Raw genomic sequence first — 21,343 nt, 5'->3', positions numbered from 1 at the left:
GGGCGCTACCGGTAAAGCTTCTGCCGAGCATGGCTCGGCACTACATTCCCCTCTCCCGCGTGCGAGAGAGGGGTTGGGGTGAGGGCAGCTTTTTACTTGGCGTTTAGCTTGACGATGGTGCTGATCGCGGTTTCGTTGGGGATGGTCTTGGTGTCGGCCCAGTCGCCGCCGCCCACGCCGAAGTCCAGACGCTTGACCGTGGCCTTGCCAGTCAGCACCGGCTGCGCGCCGGCTGCCCAGGTGAAGGTCAGCGTGACCGGCTTGCTGACACCGCGCAGCTCCAGCGTGCCATCGGCAGCAAACTGGTTGTTGCCCAATGCGCGGAAGCCGTTGGCGGTGTAACGGGCCTGGGCGAACTGGGCGACGTTGAAGAAATCCGCGCCCTGCAGGGTAGAGTCGCGGTCGGTATTGCCGCTCTTGGCGCCGACCAGGGGGATGGTCACGTCCAGCTTGCCCGCAGCCGGATTGGCCGGGTCAAAGCTGACCTGGGTCTGGAAGCCGGGGAAGCTGCCGGTGAACACTTCACCGTCATACTTGGTGGCAAACACCAGGATGGAGCCGGGGCCGGGTGCCTGCTGGTAGTCGGCGGCCATTGCCGGGGCGACGGCGAGCATGCCGGCCAGGGCGGCGGCAACAGCGGCGGGGGAGCTGAGCTTGATGTTCATGCGGAATCCTTTTGCGGAAGGTTGAGCCAGCCTTGCGGCAGCATGCGTGCCAGCGTGGCATCGCGTAGATGAATGTGGTGATAGAGCGCCGCGCCGGCATGCGCAAGCACCAGCAGGATCAACGCCCAGAAGCCCCACTCGTGAATGGCGTGGGAGAGCTGGCTGGCCTGCTCGCTGGGGGCAACCAGCTTTGGCATCTCCACCAGCCCGAACAGCTTGAACGGACGCAGGCCACTGGCCGAGTCGTACAGCCAGCCCGACAGCGGGATGGCGAACATCAGCACGTACAGCAGCCAATGCGTGGCCGAGGCAATCCGTTCCTGCCAGCTCGGGGTGCCGGGCACCGGCTCCGGCGCGCCGGCATACAGGCGCCACACCAGACGCACCACCACCAGCACCAGTACGGTGATGCCGATCGACTTGTGCATCGTGTAGATCCAGAAGTATTTGGGCGTCTTCGGGAACTCGCCCATGACCAGGCCGACGATGCCCAGGGCCAGAATCAGCAGGGCGATCAGCCAGTGCAGGCTTTTGCTGAGGCTGCCCCAGCGTTGCGCGGTGTTTTTCAGGCTCATGGGTGTTTTTCCGTTTCTGTTGCTGATTTCAGGGCCGCATCGGCGGCGTCTTCGAGACTGGTGGCAGGCTCGGGTGTCGGTTCGGTGCTGGCAGGCGGTGCTTCGGCACCGGCATCACGCACGGCTTCGGCCTCGATGCGCAGCTCGACCTTGTCACCGATCACCGACGGCCAGGCGCTGATGCCAAAGTCGGCGCGACTGAGCGTGGTGGTCGCCGAGAACCCGGCGGTACGCCGGAACGGCGGCAGCGGGTGGCGTTTGAGTGCGTTGAGGGTGACCTCCAGTGCGACTTCGCGGCTGACCCCGCGCAGGGTCAATACGCCGAAGACGCGGGCGTGGCTGGGATCAATCGGCTCGATGCGGTTGGAAACAAAGCGTGCCTGCGGGAAGCGCTCGCCATCGAGCAGGTTGCGCGCCAGCGTGGCCTGATTCCATTTGTCATCACCCAAGTCCAGCCGGGTGATGGGCACCGCCACCTCCAGCCGTGCCGTAGCCCAGTCTTCTGGATCGAAATCCAGCACGCCTTCGCTGCCGGATACCGTACCCAGTGCATGCGAGAAGCCGGCATGCTCGATGGCGAACAGCACCCGGGTATGCACCGGGTCGAGCCGGTAGCGTTCGTTGGCAGCATTGGCGGCAAAGGACAGCAGGCCGCAGAGCAGCAGTAGCAGGCGTGGCAGCAAGGTCCGGCTCCGGGTCGGGATAGGGGATTCTAGGCGGATGCAGGTGATGGTTTGTGCGCATATTGCGCAACGGTTTGTTACGTAGTCGGTTCGGGTGGCTTTGCCCGGGACCGGACGCGGCGCTAAAGTCGCGACGGTTGGCGGTTGATGCAAGTGGGTTGCGACGGGGAGTTTGGGGCGTTGATGAAAGGGATTTTTCGAGAGGTACAGCTGGCCATGCTGGCGCTGCTGCTGTTGTGGCCGTGCTGGGCGGCAGCGCTGGATCTGGCCGAGACACCGCGCATGCGGCGGCTGGGTGTGGCCGAAGGATTGCCGTCGCGGACCGTGCTTGCGCTAGGGCAGGATCGCCACGGTTACGTCTGGGCTGCCACCGATGACGGCCTTGCGCGCTACGACGGCACCCAACTGCGGGTATGGCGGCACGACCCGCAGGTCTCCGGCTCGTTGCCGGGCAACACCTTGGAAACCCTGCTGATCGATGCGCAGGACAGGGTATGGGTCGGTGCCAACGGCGCCGGACTGGCGATGTTGGATGCCAATCGCCAGCGTTTCACCCGCTTCGCCGAGCTGGAGGCAATCTGCAAGCATCAGGTCTGGGCGCTGGCCATGCAGGGCAGTGACCTGTGGGTGGGAACCAGCGGCAGTGGCATCTGCCTGTTGCACGGCGACGGCCGGATCAGCCGGTACCACAATCAGCCTGACGACCCGCGCAGCCTGCCGGACGACACCATCTACGCCATGCTGCCTGGCAAGGACGGCAGCATGTGGGTGGGCACAACCAGTGGCCTTGTGCGCTGGCGGCCTGGGTCCGGCTTTACGGCCGTGCGTTCGCCACTGCTCGAAGACAAGGATGTAATCCGCCTCAGCGGCGACCGCGATGGTGGCATCTGGGCAGGCACCGATACCGGTCTGTACCGGGTACTCGATGATGGAACTGTGTCGGCTGCGCCATGGCCGCAGGCGGCGCAGGCGCGCGCGGCGATGGTCCTGCACGACCGCGATGGGCGTTATTGGATGGGCAGCTCCGCCGGCCTGTATCGCGGCGATGCGCACAGTCTGCAGTTGCTGGACGGTGATGGCGGCAGCGGCTTCCTGACCGCCAGCAGCGGTGTGCTGGATCTGTTGCAGGATCACGAAGGCGGCATCTGGACCGCCATGCTGACCCAGGGCATGGCCTATCTGCGTCCGGACTGGTCGCGGTTCTCCAGCCACTATCAGCTCGACGGAAAATCGCTGGAGAGCCTGTACCTGATCAACTCCGCCGCCGACGGCAACGGCTTTCTGGTGGTCGGTGGCCATGGCCTGTACCAATTGGATGCAGCCGGCAAGCTGTCACAGCTGGCCAACGACACCCGCCTGGGCCAGGGCAGCATCTGGTCGGTGCAGCGCGGCAGTGATGGGGTGATCTGGCTGGGCCGTGCTGGCGGGATCACGCTCTATCGGCCCTCGGATGGACAGGTGCGGCGGATTGATCTTGGGATCGGCGACGACCCCACCAATCGCGCGGATCTGATGCGGCTGGCGGCCGATGGCAGCATGTGGCTGTCCATCATCAATTACGGTTTGCAGCACCGTGCGGCCGATGGACGCCTGTTGGCAGCCTACCCGCAGGGCACGGCTTCCGGCTTGCCGGACAAGCTGGTGGAGCAGCTGCGGCAGGGCACCGATGGCAGCCTATGGCTGGTTGGCGGCGCCGGCGTGCAGCGCTTCGACGGCCAGCGTTTCGTCAGCGTGCCAGGTGTATCGGCAGGGATGGTCTATGACCTGGTGTTCCTTGCCGATGGCAGTGCCTGGTTGGCGCGTGATGGCGCGCTGGAACACTACGGTCATGACGCGAATGGATTTTCCCTGCTGCAGCGGCTGAGCGCCGATGAAGGGGTGCCGGCGGTAGCGATGGGCGGGCTGGTAGTTGGCTGCAGTGGCCAGCTATGGGCAACCACGACGCGTGGACTGCTGTGGTGGCAACCGGGTACGACACGCGTGCGGGTGTTGGAAGAAGGCGATGGCCTGAGTGATACCGAGTTCACCGCCCGGCCGCCATCGCATGCTGGCTGCGGTCGCGCGTTGGCGGTGTCTGCCACCGGCCTGCTCAGTTTCAATCCCGATGCCAAGATCGCCGCCCCGGTAGGCTCGCAGCTGGTGATCGAGTCGATAGGCGTACGTCGCGACGATGCTGCACGCGAGCAGCGGTTGAAAGGGGCGTTGATTCACCTGGGTCCACAGGATCGCGATCTGCGGGTGACTGGACGTCTGCTGTCCTATGTCGATCCTGCGCGGCATCGTTTCCGTGTCCAGATCGAAGGTTACGACCAGAACTGGGTGGATCTGGGCAGCGATGGTGAACGCTTGGTATCGCGTCTACCCGCCGGTAGCTATCGCATGCAGGTACAGGGTGCAGCGGCTGATGGTCCATGGACTGCACCGCAGACATTGCAGATCGAAGTTGCACCACCGTGGTGGCGCAGCAACTGGGCACTGGCGGCATGGGCGCTGTTGCTCGGGTTGCTTGCAGCGGCAGCGGTGCTTGCTTACCAGCGGCGTGAGCGGCGCCGCAACGAATGGCAGTTGGCGCTGCACAAGCAGGAATTGGCCGAACAGGCCTCACAGGCAAAAACCCGCTTCCTGGCAACCTTGGGTCACGAAGTCCGCACGCCGCTGACCGGTGTCTTGGGCATGAGCGAGTTGTTGCTGAGCACCGATCTTGATGAGCGGCAACAGCGATTTGCAGGCGCGATCCAGCAGGCTGGTACGCATCTGCTGGCCCTGGTCAATGACGCACTGGACCTGGCGCGTATCGAGGCCGGCAAGCTGGAGCTCGATAACCGCCCGTTCGACCTCGGGCGCCTGCTGCAGGAAGTCAGTGTCTTGATGGCACCGATGGCCGAGCGGCGCGGGCTGGTGTTCGAGGCTCCCGCGCCATTTGCAACGCCGGTGATGGTGGTGGGTGATGCCATGCGTCTGCGGCAGATACTGATGAACCTGTTGGGCAATGCGATCAAGTTCACCGAGCGCGGCAAGGTCGCGATAAGCGCGCAGCTGCTGCCGGGGCATGGCGGTATCTGCCTGAGCGTCAGCGATACCGGACCGGGCATCAGTGCCGAGCAGCAGAGTCGTTTGTTCCAGCGTTTTGAGCAGGCTGACGGTAACCGTACTGCATCGCGCTACGGCGGTAGTGGTCTGGGCCTGGCGATCTGCCAGGAACTGGCAATTGCAATGGGCGGCAGCATCCGCGTCGAGAGTCGCCTGGGTGAAGGCGCGCGCTTCGTGCTCGAAGTGCCGTTGCCATGGGAGCATTCGATCAGCACCGGGGCTGCGGCTGCAGAGCCAGCGATGGCACTGCGGCCACTGAAAATACTGCTGGTTGAAGATGATCCGACGGTGGCCCAGGTGATCAGCGGCCTGCTGGCGGCGCGCGGACACCAAGTGGTGCATGCCGCGCACGGCCTGGCCGCATTGGCCGAGGTGGGCGAGCAGATTTTCGATGTGGGTCTGCTCGACCTGGATCTGCCAGCGTTGGATGGCATTGCGCTGGCCAATCAGCTGCGTGGCTCCGGTCACCGCTTCCCGTTGATCGCGGTTACCGCACGTGCCGACGTGCAGGCTGAACAGCTGGCGAGCGCGGCCGGCATGGTTGGCTTCCTGCGTAAGCCAGTGACCGGACAGATGCTGGTCGATGCGATCGCTGATGCGCTGGCACAGGGACAGGCACAATAGGCGCCATCACAAATGCGCCGGGCGGCGTGGCAGGAGGCTGGGTTTGATGAAATGGCTCGCAGGGATGTTGCTGAGCGCACTGCTGCTGGTGTCACCGCTGGCGCTGGCCGAAGTGCCTGCAACGCCGCAACCACGGCAGTTGACCGTGGCCGATGGCCTGCCTTCCAGCAACATCAATGCCTTTGCCGAAGACCTCACCGGTTACCTGTGGCTGGCCAGCCGTGATGGTCTTGCCCGCTACGACGGCCGCACTTATCGCATCTGGCGTGCGGAGAATGGGTTGCGCGACAACGTGGTGTGGAGCCTGCACGCGGATAAGAGCAATCGGCTGTGGATCGGCACGCAGAACGCCGGGCTGGTGATGCTGTCGCCAGACCGGCTCAAGTTCAAATTCTTTGATCAGCAGACCTATCCGCAGATTGGCAGCAATACGATCTGGGCCATCGCCTCCACGCCCGATGGCAGCGTCTGGTTTGGTACCGCCACCGGTGGCCTGCACCGGCTGGACCCGGACGGCAATATCCGCCGCTTCATGCCGATAGATGGTGACGAACACAGCTTGCCGGCGGCGGCGGTGACCTACATGACCGTCACACCGGATGGCAGCCTGTGGGTCGGCACCAAGGGCGGGCTTGCGCGCTGGAATGGCGCAGGCTTCGACCGGGTCAGCAATGCGCTGTTGCCTTCACCACGTATCAATGGTTTGAAGGTGGATAAACAGGGCCGGCTATGGGTGGCCACCAACGAAGGCGTGGTCCAGCGCCATACCGACGGCCGCTTCGAGGCAGCCACCTGGGCAGGTGCCGCACCCGGTGACGTGTTCAATATGCTGCAGTATTCGGCCGATGGCAGCTATTGGCTGGATACCCGTTCAGGGCTGGGTCGCATCCGCAGCAGCGTGGTGCGCAATGTGCCCTTGTACAGCTCACAGGAGCGCGGGATCGTAAAACCAAATTGGTCCAGCGCCTATGAAGACCGCGAAGGCGGGCTGTGGTTCGCCAGCACCAATGCCGGGCTATGGCATCTGCCGCCAAGCTGGCGGCAGTTTTCGGTGTTGTCGCGGCATCTGGATGATCCATCGTCGCTGCGCAATCCATATGCGTTGGCCTTGGCGCCATCGGCGTCCGGTGGCATCTGGGTGGTGGGTACGCGCGGTGCCTTGGACCGGCTTGACCCCGGCACCGGTGAAGTGCAACACCATCTGGAGGCGATAGACGGCAAGAACTGGCCGCAGTCGCTGGTTGAGGACGCGCACGGCAAGGTCTGGATCGGCAGCCTGGATGCCCTGGTACGCTACGACCCAAGCGACCGCAGCGTGCAACGTTGGCATAGCGAGGATGGCAGGGACGCAGCGATGCTCGGTGATGCCGACATCGTGCGCAGTTGCGATGGTGGCCGGATCTGGATCTATTCCGAAGATGGTGGCATGCAGCAGCGTGATGCCGATGGTCATGTGCTGTTGCAGATGAAGCCGGGCCAGGCGGGTGTACCGGAAGCATTGATCGAAGACATGCAGTGCGGGCCGGGTGATCAGCTGTGGTTGGCGACCGGCACCGGCCTGCATGCCTGGCAGTCGCAGCAGGGGCGCTTCTCACCGGTGCCGGGCGGGCCGACCGGGCGCGTCTCCACCTTCCATGTCAGCGATACCGGTGTGGCTTGGGTTGCCGGCCTCGGGCGCATGGATCGCTACCTCTGGGATGGGCAGCGCATGGCCTTGCTTGATCGCGTTGGTGTCGAGCAGGGCTTCCCGATGCTGGCTGCGACCGGCTTGCTGGTGGACGCTGAAGGCGTGGCTTGGGCGATCAGTGCGCGCGGTCTGATCCGCATTGATCCGGCCAATCGTTCGGTGCGCATGTATGGGGTGCACGATGGTCTGCCGGGGCAGGAGTTCCGCCGCCGCTCGCTCGTGCAGGCGCGCACCGGTCAGCTGGCTGGTGGCACGCCCGATGGTGTGGTGTTGTTCGATCCCGCCCGGGTGAAACCCTCGACCCGGCGACCACCGCTGATCATCGAGCGGGTCAGCGTGCGTCGTGGCGACAAGGAGCGTGACATCACGCTGGAGTCGCCCTTGCAGATTCTCGACGGCGACCGTGACCTGCGCATCGCTGCACGGCTGCTGTCCTTCGCCGACTCGGCGACCAATACCTACCGCTTCCGCCTGGCCGGCTATGATCCGGACTGGGTGGACGTGGGCGCGTCTGGCGATCGCGTGTTCTCGCGGCTGCCACCGGGGCGCTATCAATTGGAAATACAGGCCGCCACCTCGGACAACGTCTGGTCGCCGGTGCAGACCCTGGCCTTCCGCGTGCAGCCGCCGTGGGCACGCAGCCCGGCTGGGGTGATGACCTTCATCGTGCTAACAGTTGCGCTGATCCTGGGCGGCGCGTGGTTGTACCAGCGGCGTCTGCGCCGCCGTAACGAATGGCAGCTGGCGCGCCACAAGCAGGAGTTGGCCGAACAGGCGTCTCTGGCAAAGACCCGTTTCCTGGCCACGTTGGGCCACGAAGTTCGCACGCCGATGACCGGTGTATTGGGCATGAGTGAATTGTTGCTGGCGACACCGCTTGATGAGCGCCAGCGTGGCTATACGCAATCGATCCGCCGGGCTGGCGAACACCTGTTGCGACTGGTCAACGATGCGCTGGACCTGGCCCGCATCGAAGCCGGGCGGCTGGAATTGCAGAACCAGCCCTTGGAACTGCGGCAGTTGCTTGAAGACGTGCGTGGTCTGATGGAACCGCTGGCGCAACGGCGTGGGCTGAAATTCGAATTCGACAACCCTGCCGCGCCGCGCACGCGTTTGACCGGCGATGTGATGCGTCTGCGGCAGATCCTGCTCAACCTGCTTGGCAATGCAATCAAGTTCACCAGCCATGGCTCGGTGAGCCTGCGCGTGCGCCTGCAGGAAGGCGGCAAGGGTGTGCGCTTCGAGGTCAGCGACACCGGCCCAGGTATCAGTGCCGAGCAGCAGCAACGCCTGTTCCGCCGCTTTGAACAGGCCGATGGCGCGCGTACCGCCGCGCGCTACGGCGGCAGCGGCCTGGGCTTGGCCATCTGCAACGAGTTGAGCGTGGCGATGGGCGGCAGCATCGATGTGGAAAGCAGCTTGGGCGAGGGCACCTGTTTCATCGTAGAGCTGCCATTGTCCTGGGAAGTGCCACCGACCTCGCTGGATGATGATGCCGCCATCGGCGCGTGGATGAATCTGCCAGCGCAGCGGGTGTTGCTGGTCGAGGACGACCCGACCATTGCTGCGGTGATCGGTGGCCTGCTGGAAGTACACGGGCATAGCGCGGTGCATGCCGCGCATGGGCTGGCGGCACTGGCGGAGCTGTCCAGCCATGAGTTCGATGTGGCCTTGCTGGATCTGGATCTGCCCGGCATCGATGGTTTCGGGCTCGCGCGGCAATTGAAGGCAATGGGCTACGAAATGCCGTTGATCGCGGTGACCGCACGCTCCGATGCCGAGGCTGAACCGCTGGCGCGTGATGCCGGCTTTGCCGACTTCCTGCGCAAGCCGGTGACCGCGCAGATGCTGCTGGAGGCTATCGCCGCTGTATTGGAGGCGCAGCGCCGGCAGCAGCCGCAGGCGGCGCCTGACTGAAGGGCGCGTTTACTCGGCAACTTCTTCCACCGCCCGCGGATGCGGGCGGTTGTCGGGCAGTTGCCAGAACACCAATGTCGAGCTGAGGGTGATTGCACCGACGCAGATGAAGGTAGCGTGCAGCGCAGCCGTTGCGCCGTGGCCGCTCAAGTGGTCGCCGAAGGCCGCCAGCAGGCTGCCGGCGGTGGCGGCGCCAAAACCGGTGGCGAGCATCATCACCATCGACAGCAGGCTGTTGCCACTGCTGGCCTGATGCATGTCCAGGTCGCGCAGGGTGACGGTATTCATGACGGTGAACTGCATTGAATTGACCGCGCCGAAGATCGCCAGCTGGGTCAGCTGCAGCCACAACGGCTGATCTGCATTGATCAGGGCGAAACTGGCCATCGCAACACCCACGCAGACCGTGTTGATCATCAGGATGCGGCGGTAGCCAAAGCGCTCTACCAGGCTGACTGCCGCACGCTTGGCGGCCATGCCCGACAGCGCCACCGGAATCATCATCATGCCGGCGGTCATCGGGCTCAGGCCCATGCCGACCTGCAAGAGCAGTGGAATCAACAGCGGCATCGCACCGCTGCCGATGCGCGAGAACAGATTGCCAAGGATGCCGATGCGGAAGCTGATCACCTTGAACAGGCTCAGCGGGAACAGCGCATTGCTGGTGCTGGCCGCATGCAGCCAATAGCCGGCCAGCGCAGCGATGCCGACCACCGCCAGCAGCAGTACCAATGCATGTGCCGAATTGAGCGCCGAGACGCCATCCAGCGCCAGCGACAAGGCGATCATGCCGAACGCCAGCATCAGGTACCCGGCCAGATCGAAGCGCTGTTTCCGCTGGCCGTAGTGGTCGGGCATGATCTTCAGCGCGGCGACGAAACCGATGATGCCGATCGGCAGGTTGATAAGGAAAATCCAGTGCCAGGAGGAAACTTCCACCAGCCAGCCGCCCAAGGTCGGGCCGAGTAGCGGACCGATCAGCGCGGGAATGGCGATGAAGCTCATCGCCGAGAGGAATTGCTCGCGTGGCACCGAGCGCATCACCGCCAGACGACCCACCGGTAACAGCATCGCGCCGCCTATGCCTTGCAGCACGCGCGAGGCCACCAGCCATTGCAGCGTGGGCGACAGCGCGCAGGCCAACGAGCCCAAGGTGAACAGCACGATCGCGGCAAGGAAAGTGCGGCGCGTGCCGAAACGGTCAGCTATCCAGCCCGATGCGGGAATGAACGTCGCCACTGCCAGTGCATAACTGAAAACCACCGACTGCATCTGCAACGGGCTTTCGCCCAGGCTGCGTGCCATCGCCGGCAAGGCCGTGTTGACGATGGTCGAGTCCAGCATCTGCATGAAGATGGCCAGCGACACCAGCCATAGCAGCGGTTTCTGGGCGGAGCTGGCGGGCCGCGGGATCGGGGGAGCTGGGGGCATCAAGACGACTCGCGCTGGAGCAGGCGCTTATTGTCCTCCCATGCGTGTGCAGATGTTGCGTAGATCAGTCGCCGCCGCCAATGGTGTACAGGGTTGACCCGGAATCATCAGGGTTCCGGCTCAGCATGATGGTGGAATTGAGTTCACCGATGGTGATGCTCCAGCTGTCCTCGTCGATGCGTTCCATCTTGCAGTTGGTTGGGATGCCGGGGTTGTTGCGTGCCACGGGCGCACAGTTGCGCTCGCTGATCGGACGTATTTTCTCCAATGCCTTCCGCAGCGGAACCGCAAGCACCAGCGTGCGGTTGCCGTACATTTCGGCCAGCGTTTCGCGCGTCTCGGTCACCGGCAATCCGTACAGGGTCACCAGTCCGGGCCTGATCTGGGCGCTGGCATCGTACGAGGTGTCCTGCATGGCATCGGTGCCGACGGATTCGGTGCTGCAGCGGTCGAGCGAAAGGCGGGTGATGTACGGCCGCCAGCGCGGCGCGATTTCTTCCAGTCGTGCAATGCGGATCTGTTTGCAGCTGGTGGGGAAGTCCAGCGGTGCGGTGCTGAAGATGGTCAGCTGTGCGACCTCAGGAAACGCGGTCAGCGTCGGGAAGTCATCCTCGTCCAACTGCAGTGGCGGCGGTGCAGCACTTGCTGCAACCGGCGCAGCGATTGCCAATGCCAACAGCAGTGACTTGCAACGTTTGGACATGGGACGCGGGCCTGATGAGGGGCGCCCAGCCTCCGGGCCCGGAAGATTGAAGTCAAGCTTCCGGGCCTTCGGTCCTCAGCGGCGGCTGAGGCGGTGCACCGCATCCACCAGCACCGCGACGTGCTCGGGGTTCATGTCCGGCGACATGCCGTGGCCAAGGTTGAACACATGGCCTTCGCGCGAGCCGCCGTTGCCGACGACATAGCTTTCCAGCACCTTGCCGACTTCGCGGGTAATTGCGTCGGGCGAGCCGTACAGCGTGGTCGGGTCCAGGTTGCCCTGCAGCGCGACCTTGCCGCCGGCTGCGCGGGCGGCGTCTTCCAGCGAGATGGTCCAATCCACGCCGACGCCTTCAGCGCCGCTGGCGGCCAGCTCGGCCACGTACTGGCCGGTGCCCTTGCCGAACAGGATCAGCGGGGTACGCTCGGCGCCGTCGCCGCGCTTGAGCTCGCTGGCGATGCGGTTGAGGTAGCGCAGCGAGAACTCGCGGTACATCGCCGGGCCAAGCACGCCGCCCCAGGTGTCGAACACCTGCAATGCCTGCGCGCCGGCCGCGCGCTGTGCCGACAGATAGGCGATGACCGCATCGGTCACCACTTCCAGCAACTGGTGCAGGGCCTTGGGTTCGTTCAGCGCCATCGCCTTGATGCGGGCGAAATCCTTGCTGCCGCCGCCTTCGATCATGTAGCAGGCCAGCGTCCAAGGGCTGCCGGAGAAGCCGATCAATGGCACCTTGCCGTCCAGTTCGCGGCGGATCAGGCGCACTGCGTCCATCACGTAGCGCAGCTCGGTTTCCATGTCCGGCACTGCCAGTTTGGCGACCGCAGCGACATCACGCACCGGATGCTTGAACTTGGGGCCTTCGCCATCGACGAAGTACAGCTCCAGGCCCATCGCGTCGGGCACGGTGAGGATGTCCGAGAACAGGATGGCGGCATCCAGGTCGAAGCGCTCCAGCGGCTGCAGGGTCACTTCGCAGGCGACTTCCGGGTTCTTGGCCATGCCCAGAAAGCTGCCGGCGCGGGCGCGGGTGGCGCGGTACTCGGGCAGGTAGCGGCCGGCCTGGCGCATCAGCCAGACGGGGGTGTAGTCCACGGGCTCGCGGCGCAGGGCGCGCAGGAAGCGGTCATTGCGAAGTGGGCTGGTCACATGGAACTCCTGGAGGTAAGAACCGCAGGCGCGCTGCGGCGCACCTGCAGGGAATGCGGGATTCAGGGCGCGGGCTGGCCGGCGGTGAACATCACCTGGAAGCCTTTCTTGATCTGGCCATCGCGGGCCTTTTCGAAGGCATGGATGGCGTCGTCGTGCTGCAGGAACAGCTCGCGGCGCAACTGGATGCGGCCACCGGTTTGGCCGCTCTCACGCAGCAGCTCCCAGCCGCCGAGCAGGTCGGGTACCAGGGAAAGCTGTACGTAGCGGGGGGCTTCTTTGCCGCTGGGCGGTTGTTGCAGTAGGACGCGCATGGCGGCGATTGTAGCCGGTGTGCGGGTTTCGGGCTGGTTTTGGGTTTGCTGCGAAGTGCTACCCCTCCCCAACCCACCCCTGCTACGCAAGGGAGGGGGAAGAGCAGGCATGGTCGTGATCTGACAGATCGCAGTGGATGGCCCCCTCCCTTGCGTAGCAGGGGTGGGTTGGGGGGGAAGCCTTTGACTTGCCGCTCAGCCCAGCCGCAGCACGTCCAACACCGCAGCCTCATCTACATCCGGCACCACCTCGGCCTTGCCGATGCCGCGCCACAGCACCAAGCGCAGGCGTCCGGCGATGTTCTTCTTGTCCAGCCGCATATGCCCAAGCAGGGCTTCAGCATCCAGGCCAGCAGGGATCGCCGTCGGCAGGCCATAGGCCTCCAGCAGTTCACGCAGTACCTCGGTATCAGCTGCGTCAGCCATGCCCAACGCAGCCGACAGCTTGGCCGCGAGCACCATGCCAACCGCGACCGCCTCACCATGGTTGAGGTTGTCGTTACCCGGCGCGCCGTAACCCTGTGCGGTCTCGATTGCATGGCCGAAGGTATGGCCGAGGTTGAGCAGGGCGCGTTCACCCTTCTCCAGCGGGTCACGTTCGACGATCTCGGCCTTGTGCTCGCAGCTGCGGGCGATGGCCTGGGCCAGCGCAGTGTCATCGCCGGCCAGCAGGGCCTGGCGCTCGGCCTGCAGCCATTGGAAGAACAGCGGATCGCGGATGGCTCCGTACTTGATCACTTCGGCCAGGCCGGCACGCAGCTCGCGCGCCGGCAGGGTGCGCAGAGCAGCGGTATCAGCGACTACCGCGCGCGGCGGATGGAAGGCGCCGACCAGATTCTTGCCCTGCGGGATATCCACCGCGGTCTTGCCGCCGACCGAGGAGTCCACCATCGACAGCAAGGTGGTGGGCAACTGCACGCAGTCCACGCCTCGCATCCAGCAGGCCGCGGCAAAGCCGGCCAGGTCACCGACCACGCCGCCGCCCAGGGCGAGCACGCAGGCATCGCGGGTGGCGCCCAGGCTTGCCAGCGCATTAATCGCGCCGCCGAAATTGTCCAGGGTCTTGGAGGCTTCGCCGGCTGGAATGATGTGCTGGCCGATCTTCAGGTCAGGGCGGGTGGTCAACAGCGCGGTCTGTACCTGGGCCAGATACAGCGGCGCGACGGTGTCGTCGCTGACCAGCAGCACGTGGCGACCACGGATGGCAGCGACCAGCGTTTGTGCTTGCGACAGCAGGCTCGGGCCGATATGGATCTGGTAGGGGTGTTCGCCGCCGACGGCGACGGTGCGGGTGGGGGCGGTCATACGGGGCGGTTCCAGAATCTTCCATTGCGCGGCAAGCCGGGTCACGGTGTTCGCGGTGGCGTCGGCGGGGGTGTAAAGGTCGGTATCGATGATCAGGTCGGCCACCTCGCGGTACAGCGGGTCGCGGAGCTCGGCCATGGCGTGCAGCACCTGTTCACGGTCCTCACGCTGCAGCAGCGGCCGGGTCTTGTCGCGGTGCAGGCGGGCCAGCTGTGAGGCCACGCTGACACGCAGGTAGACCACGAAACCCCGAGCGCGGATGCGCTCACGGTTCTCAGGGTCGAGCACGCAGCCGCCGCCGGTCGAGATTAGCTGGCCGCTGCCGTCCAGCAGAAGGGACAGGACCCGTCTTTCGTGGGCACGGAAGCCGGCCTCGCCGACGTTTTCGAAAATGGCCGGGATGCTGGAGCCGACGTCGTCGACGATGGCTTGGTCGGCATCCACGAAGAGCAGCCCGAAACGCTCGGCCAGGCGACGGCCGATGCTGGTTTTGCCGGCGCCCATGGGGCCGACCAGGATGAGATTGGGGGCGGGATTCATTGCTGGAAGATGCTAGCACCTCGTGTCAGTGCCTTAACACGGTAGCAGCCAAGCTCGGCAGTTCCACGAATGGTTCGTGGTGCAACCAAGGAGTTGGACATGTCAGTGGCGAAAATCATTGAAGTCAATGCGTCCTCCAAGACCAGCATCGAGGATGCAGTGCGTAGTGGCATCAAGAAAGTGGCAGAGACGGTCAAAGGCATCCAGGGCGCGTGGATCAACGAGACCAAGGTTGTCACCGACGGCGACGGCAACGTCACCGAGTGGCGGGTCAACCTGCGGATCACGTTCCTGGTGCAGTAATGCTTTTGCAGTGATCGCGCGGTGGGTACCCGCTGGCCAGGCTGGGCACGCATCTGCAAGGGCTCGGCGGCGGTAGCGCCGTCGAGTCGTTCATGCCAGGCAGTTGTGGTGCTGTTTGCCGGACGGCCTCAGCCCTGTGGGTCGGCCAGTGGCTGCCGTTGCGCATCCAGCGCAATCACTCGGTCAGCGATGCCGGGCAGGGTGCGTAATGCCTGCCGGCTGATGCGTTCGTAGAACTGCACAAAGCGCTCCAGTTGCGGCCGGGTCATGCTGCTGCGGCCTGGCGATGCCTGTTGCAGCGCCTGCTCCTGCTGCCAGCGCCAGTGCGGCACCACCGCGAAGCTGGGCGGTTGCAGCATCCATAGCCGGTCAAAGCGTTGCCACAAGCCGGGATAGTGCTCGGCCAGCGACTGGTTGCACCAGCGCCGCCAACGGCCGTCGGCGTCGGCCTCACGTTCCAGTGCGTTCAAGGGCACCTGTAGCGCATCGTCGGCTTCAGCCGGTGTGCCCAAGAACCAGCCTTCGAACACCAGCAGGTCCAGCGGCTGCTCGATCTTCTTCCACTGTGCTTCCGGCACCCGTTCATCGGCGAGTTTGTCAAAGCGCGGCAAGGGGAATGCCTGCCCGGCCTTGGCCGCATCCAGCGTGGCCATCGCCAATGCCAGGTCATGCGTGCCCGGCGGCCCGCGCGTGGCAAGCAAGGGATGCACGCGATCAGCAAGCCGCTGCCGTTGCGCACGGGTTAGGTAGGTGTCATCGATGGACACTGCCGCCGCGCACAGGCCGCGCGTGCGTGCCAGATCCACGATCTGCGCGGCCAGCGTGGACTTGCCGCTGCCTTGCACGCCGCTGATTGCCAGTACCGGCGTGCCGTTGGTACTGGCCAGCGCATCGTCCAACGCCTGTGCAACCAGTGTCGGCGCAAAGCGGCGTTGGGAAAAACTGTGCGGAACGGGGGACATGCCGCCACAATAGCCCAAACACGTGCCCTACGAAGCAGGACCATGACCAATCTTTACGCAGAAGCGCTTTCGACTTTCGCCGCATTGTTTGAAGAGGCCAAGGCTGGCAAGGAGATCGATGCCACCGCGATGACGGTTGCCACCGCCGACATCGACGGCCGCCCATCGGCACGCACTGTGCTGCTGAAGGCCTTCGACGAACGCGGCTTCGTGTTCTACACCCATCTGGACAGTCGCAAGGGCCGCGAGCTGCACGACAACCGCGCTACGGCGTTGTTGTTCCTGTGGCGCAGCCTGCGCGAGGCTGGCATCCAGGTGCGGATTGAAGGTGATGCGCAGTTGGTGTCCGCCACCGAAGCCGATGCCTACTTCGCCAGCCGCCCGCGTATGAGTCAGATTGGCGCCTGGGCCTCGGTGCAGTCACAACCACTGGCCTCGCGCGAAGAATTCGAACAGCGTCTGGCCAATTTCGAGGAGCGATTCGAAGGCCGCGATGTGCCGCGCCCCGACGGTTGGGGCGGGGTGCGTGTCGTGCCGCGGCGCATCGAGTTCTGGTACGGCGCTGACTTCCGTCTGCACGAGCGTTGGTGCTATGAGGCGGATGCGGCGGGCGAGTGGAGCAAGCGGATGCTGTTCCCGTAATGGCAAGGGGAGCACTGGCATGACTGGTCCACGCCGCATTGTCTGTCTAACCGAAGAGCCTACTGAAACCCTGTACGCGTTGGGCGAGCAAGACCGCATTGTCGGCATCAGTGGCTTTACCGTACGGCCACCTGAAGCGCGTCGCGACAAGCCCAAGGTCAGCGCCTTCACCAGCGCCAAGGTCGGCGAGATCCTCAAGCTCAAGCCGGACTTGGCGATCGGTTTCTCCGACATCCAGGCGGAAATTGCCGCTGAGCTGATCCGCAACGGCGTGGAGGTGTGGATCGCCAACCATCGTAGTGTGGCTGGGATCATCGACTACATCCGTCGGTTGGGCGGGCTGGTGGGCGTGGCAGCACGCGCCAACGCCTACGCGAATGAGCTGCAACGGGGCTTGGATGCGATAGCCGAGCAGGCGGCGAAATTGCCGCAGCGCCCCCGTGTCTATGTCGAGGAATGGGATGAGCCCATCATCACTGGCATCCAATGGGGTGCCGAGCTGGTGGAGATTGCTGGCGGCATCGATGTGTTTCCGGAGTTGTCGCGCGAGCCGCTGGCCAAGGCGCGCATCCTCGCCAATGGTGACCCGGTAATCGCACGCAACCCGGACATCATCATCGGCTCATGGTGTGGCAAGAAGTTCCGCCCGGAGCGGGTGGCGGCGCGTCCCGGTTGGGAGGCAATCAATGCCGTGCGCGATGGCGAACTGCACGAGATCAAGTCGCCGCTGATCCTGCAGCCTGGGCCGGCGGCCTTGACCGATGGTGTGCAGGCGATAGCGCAGATCATCCAGCAATGGTCAAAGCGGGCAGGGGCCTTGTAGGAGCGGCGTAAGCCGCGAAGCTCACAACAGCCCAGCCGCCGATCAATCTGCAATCACGGCACATCTACCGGGTGTGGGAGCGGCATAAGCCGCGAAGCTGGTGATGCTGGAAAGGCCGCACAAGCTCACCCCTCCCCAACCCTCCCCTTTGCTGCGCAAAAGGGAGGGGGCAAGAACTCATCCCCTTGGTGCTAATCCGGTGTAGCGCGCACGCGGTCGTATCAAGGTGCCCAAAGCCTGCTGTTCCAACGCATGCGCCAACCAACCGGTAAGTCGTGCAGTCGCGAACATCACCAATGCATGCGCCCCCGGTAGTTCGTGCACATAGCAGATGGCGCCCAGCATGCCGTCGATATTCGGCCGCTGGCCGCTGACTTCCTCGGTTGCCGCCAGCACCGCTTCCACGTGGCGCATGCGCGGTGAGTCGCCACAGCGTTCGCGCAGCTGGCGCAACACCTCCGCACCGCGTGGGTCGCCATCGGGATATAGCAGGTGATTGAAGCCCGGCAACTCGTCGCCGCGCCGCCAGCGCTCGGCGATGAAGGCGGCGGGCGAACCGCTGGCTTCGGCATCCACCAGCAAGGCATGCGCTCGCGCGGTGGCACCGCCGTGGCGCGGACCGGACAGGGCCGCCAATCCGGCACTTACCGTGGCATGTAGATGCGCGCCGGTAGAGGCAACCACGCGCGCTGCAAACGCGGAAACATTGAGTTCGTGATCGGCGCACAACACCAGCGCCGCGCGCACCAGCTCAGCGAAGGCTGCATCGCCAGGCATCCATGCATCGGCGAGCAGGCGATGAACCGGTCGCGCATCGGGCTCGGTGCCAACCAGCAGGGCAGCGTTCTGGCGCAACAGCATCGCAGCGACCTCGCGGCGTACCGAGGCGGCGGCGTTGAGCGATTGGCGCTGCTCCAAGGCAAGTAGCGGGATGCAGGCCATCGCACGTTCGACCGGTGGCAGGCTGGTATCCAATGCCAGGCTGGCGATGCGCGGTGGCCACGAGGGCAGGGCGGTCGCCGCGAACGGATCCTGCTCCTCGCATTCCCATAGCAGGCGCGCGATGTTCTCCAGCGTGGCGCCTGCCTGCGCGGCGGCAACGGCGGAGCGGCCACGGTAATAGGGCGCATCCGGGCGGATCAGCGAGATGCGGGTTTCCAGTACCGGCAAGCCGCGATCCAGACTCTGCGCCGCGCCACGCTCGGCGCCGCGCCCGGCCTGCTTGCGCTGTGCCAGGCGTTCGACTTCCGCCCGTAGGTAGACCCTGCTGCGGGCGGATGTGCCCGGGCGCGAGCTGAGTTGGCCGCGGCTGACATAGGCGTATAGCGTGGCGGCGCTGATGCCGAGCAGGGCACAGGCTTCACTGGCGGGTATCAGTTCGGGATCGAGAGCGTCTGGCATGGCGTATTCAATAGGTTGATTTATTGAATCAAGATTGATCAATGCATCTGATGGTGACAGATTAACCGTCACAGCGGAATGGCATGCTCGCCACCGCCCAGCCACAAGCCAGGAGCCATCCCATGAGTCGTTCTTCCGCCGGCGCTGCATTCCGCGCCGCACTGGCCGCCGAATCCCCCTTGCAGGTGGTGGGCGCGATCAACGCCAACCACGCCCTGCTGGCCAAGCGCGCCGGTTACCGTGCCATCTACCTGTCCGGTGGCGGCGTTGCCGCTGGCTCGCTGGGCCTGCCTGACCTGGGCATCAACACCATGGAAGATGTGTTGATCGACGTGCGCCGCATCAGCGATGTCTGCGATCTGCCGCTGATGGTCGATATCGACACCGGTTTCGGCCCGAGCGCGTTCAATATCGCGCGCACGGTGAAGTCGCTGATCAAGGCCGGCGCCGCCGCTTGTCATATCGAAGACCAGGTTGGCGCCAAGCGTTGTGGTCACCGCCCGGGCAAGGAAATCGTCTCGCAGGGTGAAATGGTCGACCGTGTGAAGGCTGCCGCCGATGCCAAGACCGATCCGGATTTCTTCCTGATTGCGCGTACCGACGCCATCCAGATGGAAGGCGTGGACGCCGCCATCGAGCGCGCGCTGGCCTGCGTGGAAGCAGGCGCCGACGGCATCTTTGCCGAGGCCGCTTACGACCTGGAGACCTATAAGCGCTTCGCCGACGCAGTGAAGGTGCCGTTGTTGGCCAACATCACTGAATTCGGCGCCACCCCGCTGTTCAGTCGTGATGAACTGGCCTCGGCCGGTGTGGCGATGCAGCTGTTCCCGCTGTCGGCGTTCCGTGCTGCCAACAAGGCGGCCGAGAACGTGTACGAAGCCATCCGTCGTGACGGCCACCAGCGTAATGTGGTGGACAGCATGCAGACCCGCGAGGAGCTGTACGACCGCATCGGCTACCACGAATTCGAGCGCAGCCTGGACAAGACGTTTGCTGCGAAGAAGTGATTGATTGGGCTGCAGCAGGCGGCCCTCACCCCCAGCCCCTTTCCCGCAAGCGGGAGAGGGGAGCGAAAATCCCGCATCTGATCGAGGTTCACACCATGTCTGAATCCACCACCGCACCCGCGTTCAAGCCGAAGAAGTCCGTCGCCCTGTCCGGTACCGCTGCCGGCAACACCGCCCTGTGTACCGTTGGCCGCAGCGGCAACGATCTGCACTACCGTGGCTACGACATCCTGGACCTGGCCAACACCAGCGAGTTTGAGGAAATCGCCCACCTGCTGGTACACGGCAAGCTGCCGAACAAGGCCGAGCTGCGTGCCTACAAGGCCAAGCTGAAGGCGCTGCGTGGCATCCCGGCATCGGTGAAGGCCGCGCTCGAAGAACTGCCGCCGTCGGCGCACCCGATGGACGTGATGCGCACCGGCGTTTCCGTGCTGGGCTGCGTGTCGCCGGAGAAGGACGACCACAACCACCCGGGCGCCCGCGACATCGCCGACAAGCTGATGGCCTCGCTGGGTTCGATGCTGTTGTATTGGTACCACTGGAGCCACAACGGCAAGGTCATCGACGTGGAGACCGACGATGATTCGATCGGCGGCCACTTCCTGCACCTGCTGCACGGCGAGCAGCCGCGCGAGTCCTGGGTCAAGGCCATGCACACCAGCCTGATCCTGTACGCGGAGCATGAATTCAACGCCTCGACATTTGCCTGCCGCGTCATCGCCGGCACCGGCAGCGACATGTACAGCGCCATCACCGGCGGTATCGGCGCACTGCGCGGACCGAAGCACGGCGGTGCCAACGAAGTCGCCTTCGAAGTGCAGAAGCGTTATGAAACCCCGGACGAAGCCGAGGCCGACATCAAAGCCCGCGTCGAGCGCAAGGAAGTGGTGATCGGTTTTGGTCACCCGGTCTATACCGTCTCCGATCCGCGCAACAAGGTGATCAAGGACGTCTCGCGCGAGCTGTCGGCCGAGCAGGAAAACATGAAGATGTACGACATCGCCGAGCGTCTGGAGTCGGTGATGTGGGACATCAAGAAGATGTTCCCGAACCTGGATTGGTTCAGTGCCGTCAGCTATCACATGATGGGCGTGCCGACCGCTATGTTCACTCCCCTGTTCGTGATTGCACGTACCGCAGGTTGGAGCGCGCACATCATCGAGCAGCGCATCGACGGCAAGATCATCCGCCCGAGCGCGAATTACACCGGACCGGAAGACCAGACCTTCGTGCCGTTGGACAAGCGCGCGTAAAACTCGCGGAAAACCTCCCGCAAGCGAGATAAAGCCCCTCTCCCGCTTGCGGGAGAGGGGTTGGGGTGAGGGGAAGCTTCTAGCGCGTGGAGCAAGCTTTTCGCCGTTGGAGAAAAAGCAAAGGCACCAGCAGAAGACCAAGAGCGAACGCACAAGCACAAGCTCCCCCCATCCGCCCTTCGGGCACCTTCCCCCGCAAGCGGGAGAAGGGAAATGCCAGATTCCATGTGCTGCTATGGGTTTGCTGCAATCTCAAGCATTCGCGCGTA

Annotated in this window: 17 protein-coding genes and 1 pseudogene; 7 read left to right on the top strand and 11 right to left on the bottom strand. The window is 64.5% G+C overall.

The features are described 5' to 3' along the window. Window positions 1-92 precede the first annotated feature (92 nt). Genes ACVOK8_RS09945 through ACVOK8_RS09935 form a run of 3 tightly spaced genes read right to left on the bottom strand, consistent with a single transcriptional unit; the run spans window position 93 to window position 1,923 of the window. A complete protein-coding gene (locus tag ACVOK8_RS09945; protein WP_481536799.1) occupies window positions 93-665 on the bottom strand; it encodes a YceI family protein in 573 nt (190 codons plus the stop codon). Next, window positions 662-1,240, bottom strand: a complete 579-nt coding sequence (locus ACVOK8_RS09940) for a cytochrome b (protein ID WP_481566657.1) — start codon at window positions 1,238-1,240, stop codon at window positions 662-664. The genes ACVOK8_RS09945 and ACVOK8_RS09940 overlap by 4 nt, the downstream gene beginning before the upstream one ends. Next, complete coding sequence (locus ACVOK8_RS09935; RefSeq protein WP_481566656.1) at window positions 1,237-1,923, bottom strand: YceI family protein; 687 nt, start codon at window positions 1,921-1,923, stop codon at window positions 1,237-1,239. Before ACVOK8_RS09935 ends, ACVOK8_RS09940 begins: the two co-directional genes overlap by 4 nt. Before the next feature lie 183 nt (window positions 1,924-2,106). Between ACVOK8_RS09935 and ACVOK8_RS09930 the strand changes: the two genes are divergently transcribed. After that, window positions 2,107-5,637, top strand: coding sequence for a hybrid sensor histidine kinase/response regulator (locus ACVOK8_RS09930; RefSeq protein WP_481566655.1), 3,531 nt, complete (start codon window positions 2,107-2,109; stop codon window positions 5,635-5,637). 46 nt (window positions 5,638-5,683) lie between these two features. After that, a complete protein-coding gene (locus ACVOK8_RS09925; RefSeq protein WP_481566654.1) occupies window positions 5,684-9,241 on the top strand; it encodes a sensor histidine kinase in 3,558 nt (1,185 codons plus the stop codon). A gap of 9 nt (window positions 9,242-9,250) precedes the next feature. Here ACVOK8_RS09925 and mdtD read toward each other — a convergent pair whose 3' ends face one another. The 6 genes and pseudogenes from mdtD to ACVOK8_RS09895 all read right to left on the bottom strand — a co-directional run. After that, on the bottom strand, window positions 9,251-10,672 hold the full coding sequence (mdtD, locus tag ACVOK8_RS09920) for a multidrug transporter subunit MdtD (protein ID WP_481566653.1): 1,422 nt from the start codon (window positions 10,670-10,672) through the stop codon (window positions 9,251-9,253). A gap of 64 nt (window positions 10,673-10,736) precedes the next feature. Further along, window positions 10,737-11,375, bottom strand: a complete 639-nt coding sequence (locus tag ACVOK8_RS09915; RefSeq protein WP_481566652.1) for a hypothetical protein — start codon at window positions 11,373-11,375, stop codon at window positions 10,737-10,739. A 75-nt stretch (window positions 11,376-11,450) separates the two neighbouring features. Beyond that, window positions 11,451-12,524: a uroporphyrinogen decarboxylase gene (hemE, locus tag ACVOK8_RS09910; protein WP_481566651.1), complete on the bottom strand. Its 1,074-nt coding sequence runs from the start codon at window positions 12,522-12,524 to the stop codon at window positions 11,451-11,453. Window positions 12,525-12,586: 62 nt separating this feature from the next. Then, complete coding sequence (locus ACVOK8_RS09905) at window positions 12,587-12,838, bottom strand: WGR domain-containing protein (protein WP_282265842.1); 252 nt, start codon at window positions 12,836-12,838, stop codon at window positions 12,587-12,589. Between the two features lie 195 nt (window positions 12,839-13,033). Next, a complete protein-coding gene (gene aroB / locus ACVOK8_RS09900; RefSeq protein ID WP_481566667.1) occupies window positions 13,034-14,143 on the bottom strand; it encodes a 3-dehydroquinate synthase in 1,110 nt (369 codons plus the stop codon). A gap of 3 nt (window positions 14,144-14,146) precedes the next feature. Further along, window positions 14,147-14,683 (bottom strand): annotated as a pseudogene (locus tag ACVOK8_RS09895) (shikimate kinase); the annotation flags it as partial. A gap of 99 nt (window positions 14,684-14,782) precedes the next feature. Here ACVOK8_RS09895 and ACVOK8_RS09890 point away from each other — a divergent pair. Then, window positions 14,783-14,986, top strand: a complete 204-nt coding sequence (locus ACVOK8_RS09890; RefSeq protein ID WP_282265844.1) for a dodecin family protein — start codon at window positions 14,783-14,785, stop codon at window positions 14,984-14,986. A 128-nt stretch (window positions 14,987-15,114) separates the two neighbouring features. Here the strand turns inward: ACVOK8_RS09890 and ACVOK8_RS09885 are convergent, their stop codons facing one another. Then, complete coding sequence (locus ACVOK8_RS09885) at window positions 15,115-15,948, bottom strand: kinase (RefSeq protein ID WP_481566650.1); 834 nt, start codon at window positions 15,946-15,948, stop codon at window positions 15,115-15,117. A gap of 9 nt (window positions 15,949-15,957) precedes the next feature. Here ACVOK8_RS09885 and pdxH point away from each other — a divergent pair, with 9 nt between their 5' ends. Both pdxH and ACVOK8_RS09875 read left to right on the top strand, forming a co-directional pair. Continuing rightward, entirely contained in the window at window positions 15,958-16,590 is a 633-nt protein-coding gene (pdxH, locus tag ACVOK8_RS09880) for a pyridoxamine 5'-phosphate oxidase (RefSeq protein ID WP_481566666.1), read from the top strand. A 19-nt stretch (window positions 16,591-16,609) separates the two neighbouring features. Then, complete coding sequence (locus ACVOK8_RS09875) at window positions 16,610-17,413, top strand: cobalamin-binding protein (RefSeq protein ID WP_481566649.1); 804 nt, start codon at window positions 16,610-16,612, stop codon at window positions 17,411-17,413. Window positions 17,414-17,590: 177 nt separating this feature from the next. Here the strand turns inward: ACVOK8_RS09875 and ACVOK8_RS09870 are convergent, their stop codons facing one another. After that, the gene (locus ACVOK8_RS09870; RefSeq protein WP_481566648.1) at window positions 17,591-18,814 is read right to left on the bottom strand and encodes a citrate/2-methylcitrate synthase; all 1,224 of its coding nucleotides are present in this window, start codon (window positions 18,812-18,814) and stop codon (window positions 17,591-17,593) included. Between the two features lie 122 nt (window positions 18,815-18,936). Between ACVOK8_RS09870 and prpB the strand changes: the two genes are divergently transcribed. Together prpB and prpC are read left to right on the top strand one after the other, a co-directional pair. After that, window positions 18,937-19,821: a methylisocitrate lyase gene (gene prpB / locus ACVOK8_RS09865; protein ID WP_282265849.1), complete on the top strand. Its 885-nt coding sequence runs from the start codon at window positions 18,937-18,939 to the stop codon at window positions 19,819-19,821. A gap of 95 nt (window positions 19,822-19,916) precedes the next feature. Next, entirely contained in the window at window positions 19,917-21,074 is a 1,158-nt protein-coding gene (prpC, locus tag ACVOK8_RS09860; protein WP_481566647.1) for a bifunctional 2-methylcitrate synthase/citrate synthase, read from the top strand. Window positions 21,075-21,343: the final 269 nt, after the last annotated feature.

The sequence above is a fragment of the Stenotrophomonas sp. STEN083 genome (assembly GCF_056759195.1).
The sequence above is the reverse complement of the archived record's forward strand: the minus strand, read 5'-3'. Positions and strand labels throughout refer to the sequence as shown.

Coding starts and splice junctions, on each gene's coding strand:
- prpC (WP_481566647.1), top strand. CDS start 19,917: ATGTCTGAATCCACCACCGCACCCGCGTTCAAGCCGAAGAAGTCCGTC.
- ACVOK8_RS09875 (WP_481566649.1), top strand. CDS start 16,610: ATGACTGGTCCACGCCGCATTGTCTGTCTAACCGAAGAGCCTACTGAA.
- ACVOK8_RS09945 (WP_481536799.1), bottom strand. CDS start 665: ATGAACATCAAGCTCAGCTCCCCCGCCGCTGTTGCCGCCGCCCTGGCC.
- mdtD (WP_481566653.1), bottom strand. CDS start 10,672: ATGCCCCCAGCTCCCCCGATCCCGCGGCCCGCCAGCTCCGCCCAGAAA.
- ACVOK8_RS09870 (WP_481566648.1), bottom strand. CDS start 18,814: ATGCCAGACGCTCTCGATCCCGAACTGATACCCGCCAGTGAAGCCTGT.
- ACVOK8_RS09940 (WP_481566657.1), bottom strand. CDS start 1,240: ATGAGCCTGAAAAACACCGCGCAACGCTGGGGCAGCCTCAGCAAAAGC.
- ACVOK8_RS09885 (WP_481566650.1), bottom strand. CDS start 15,948: ATGTCCCCCGTTCCGCACAGTTTTTCCCAACGCCGCTTTGCGCCGACA.
- ACVOK8_RS09915 (WP_481566652.1), bottom strand. CDS start 11,375: ATGTCCAAACGTTGCAAGTCACTGCTGTTGGCATTGGCAATCGCTGCG.
- ACVOK8_RS09905 (WP_282265842.1), bottom strand. CDS start 12,838: ATGCGCGTCCTACTGCAACAACCGCCCAGCGGCAAAGAAGCCCCCCGC.
- ACVOK8_RS09890 (WP_282265844.1), top strand. CDS start 14,783: ATGTCAGTGGCGAAAATCATTGAAGTCAATGCGTCCTCCAAGACCAGC.
- aroB (WP_481566667.1), bottom strand. CDS start 14,143: ATGACCGCCCCCACCCGCACCGTCGCCGTCGGCGGCGAACACCCCTAC.
- ACVOK8_RS09930 (WP_481566655.1), top strand. CDS start 2,107: ATGAAAGGGATTTTTCGAGAGGTACAGCTGGCCATGCTGGCGCTGCTG.
- ACVOK8_RS09925 (WP_481566654.1), top strand. CDS start 5,684: ATGAAATGGCTCGCAGGGATGTTGCTGAGCGCACTGCTGCTGGTGTCA.
- prpB (WP_282265849.1), top strand. CDS start 18,937: ATGAGTCGTTCTTCCGCCGGCGCTGCATTCCGCGCCGCACTGGCCGCC.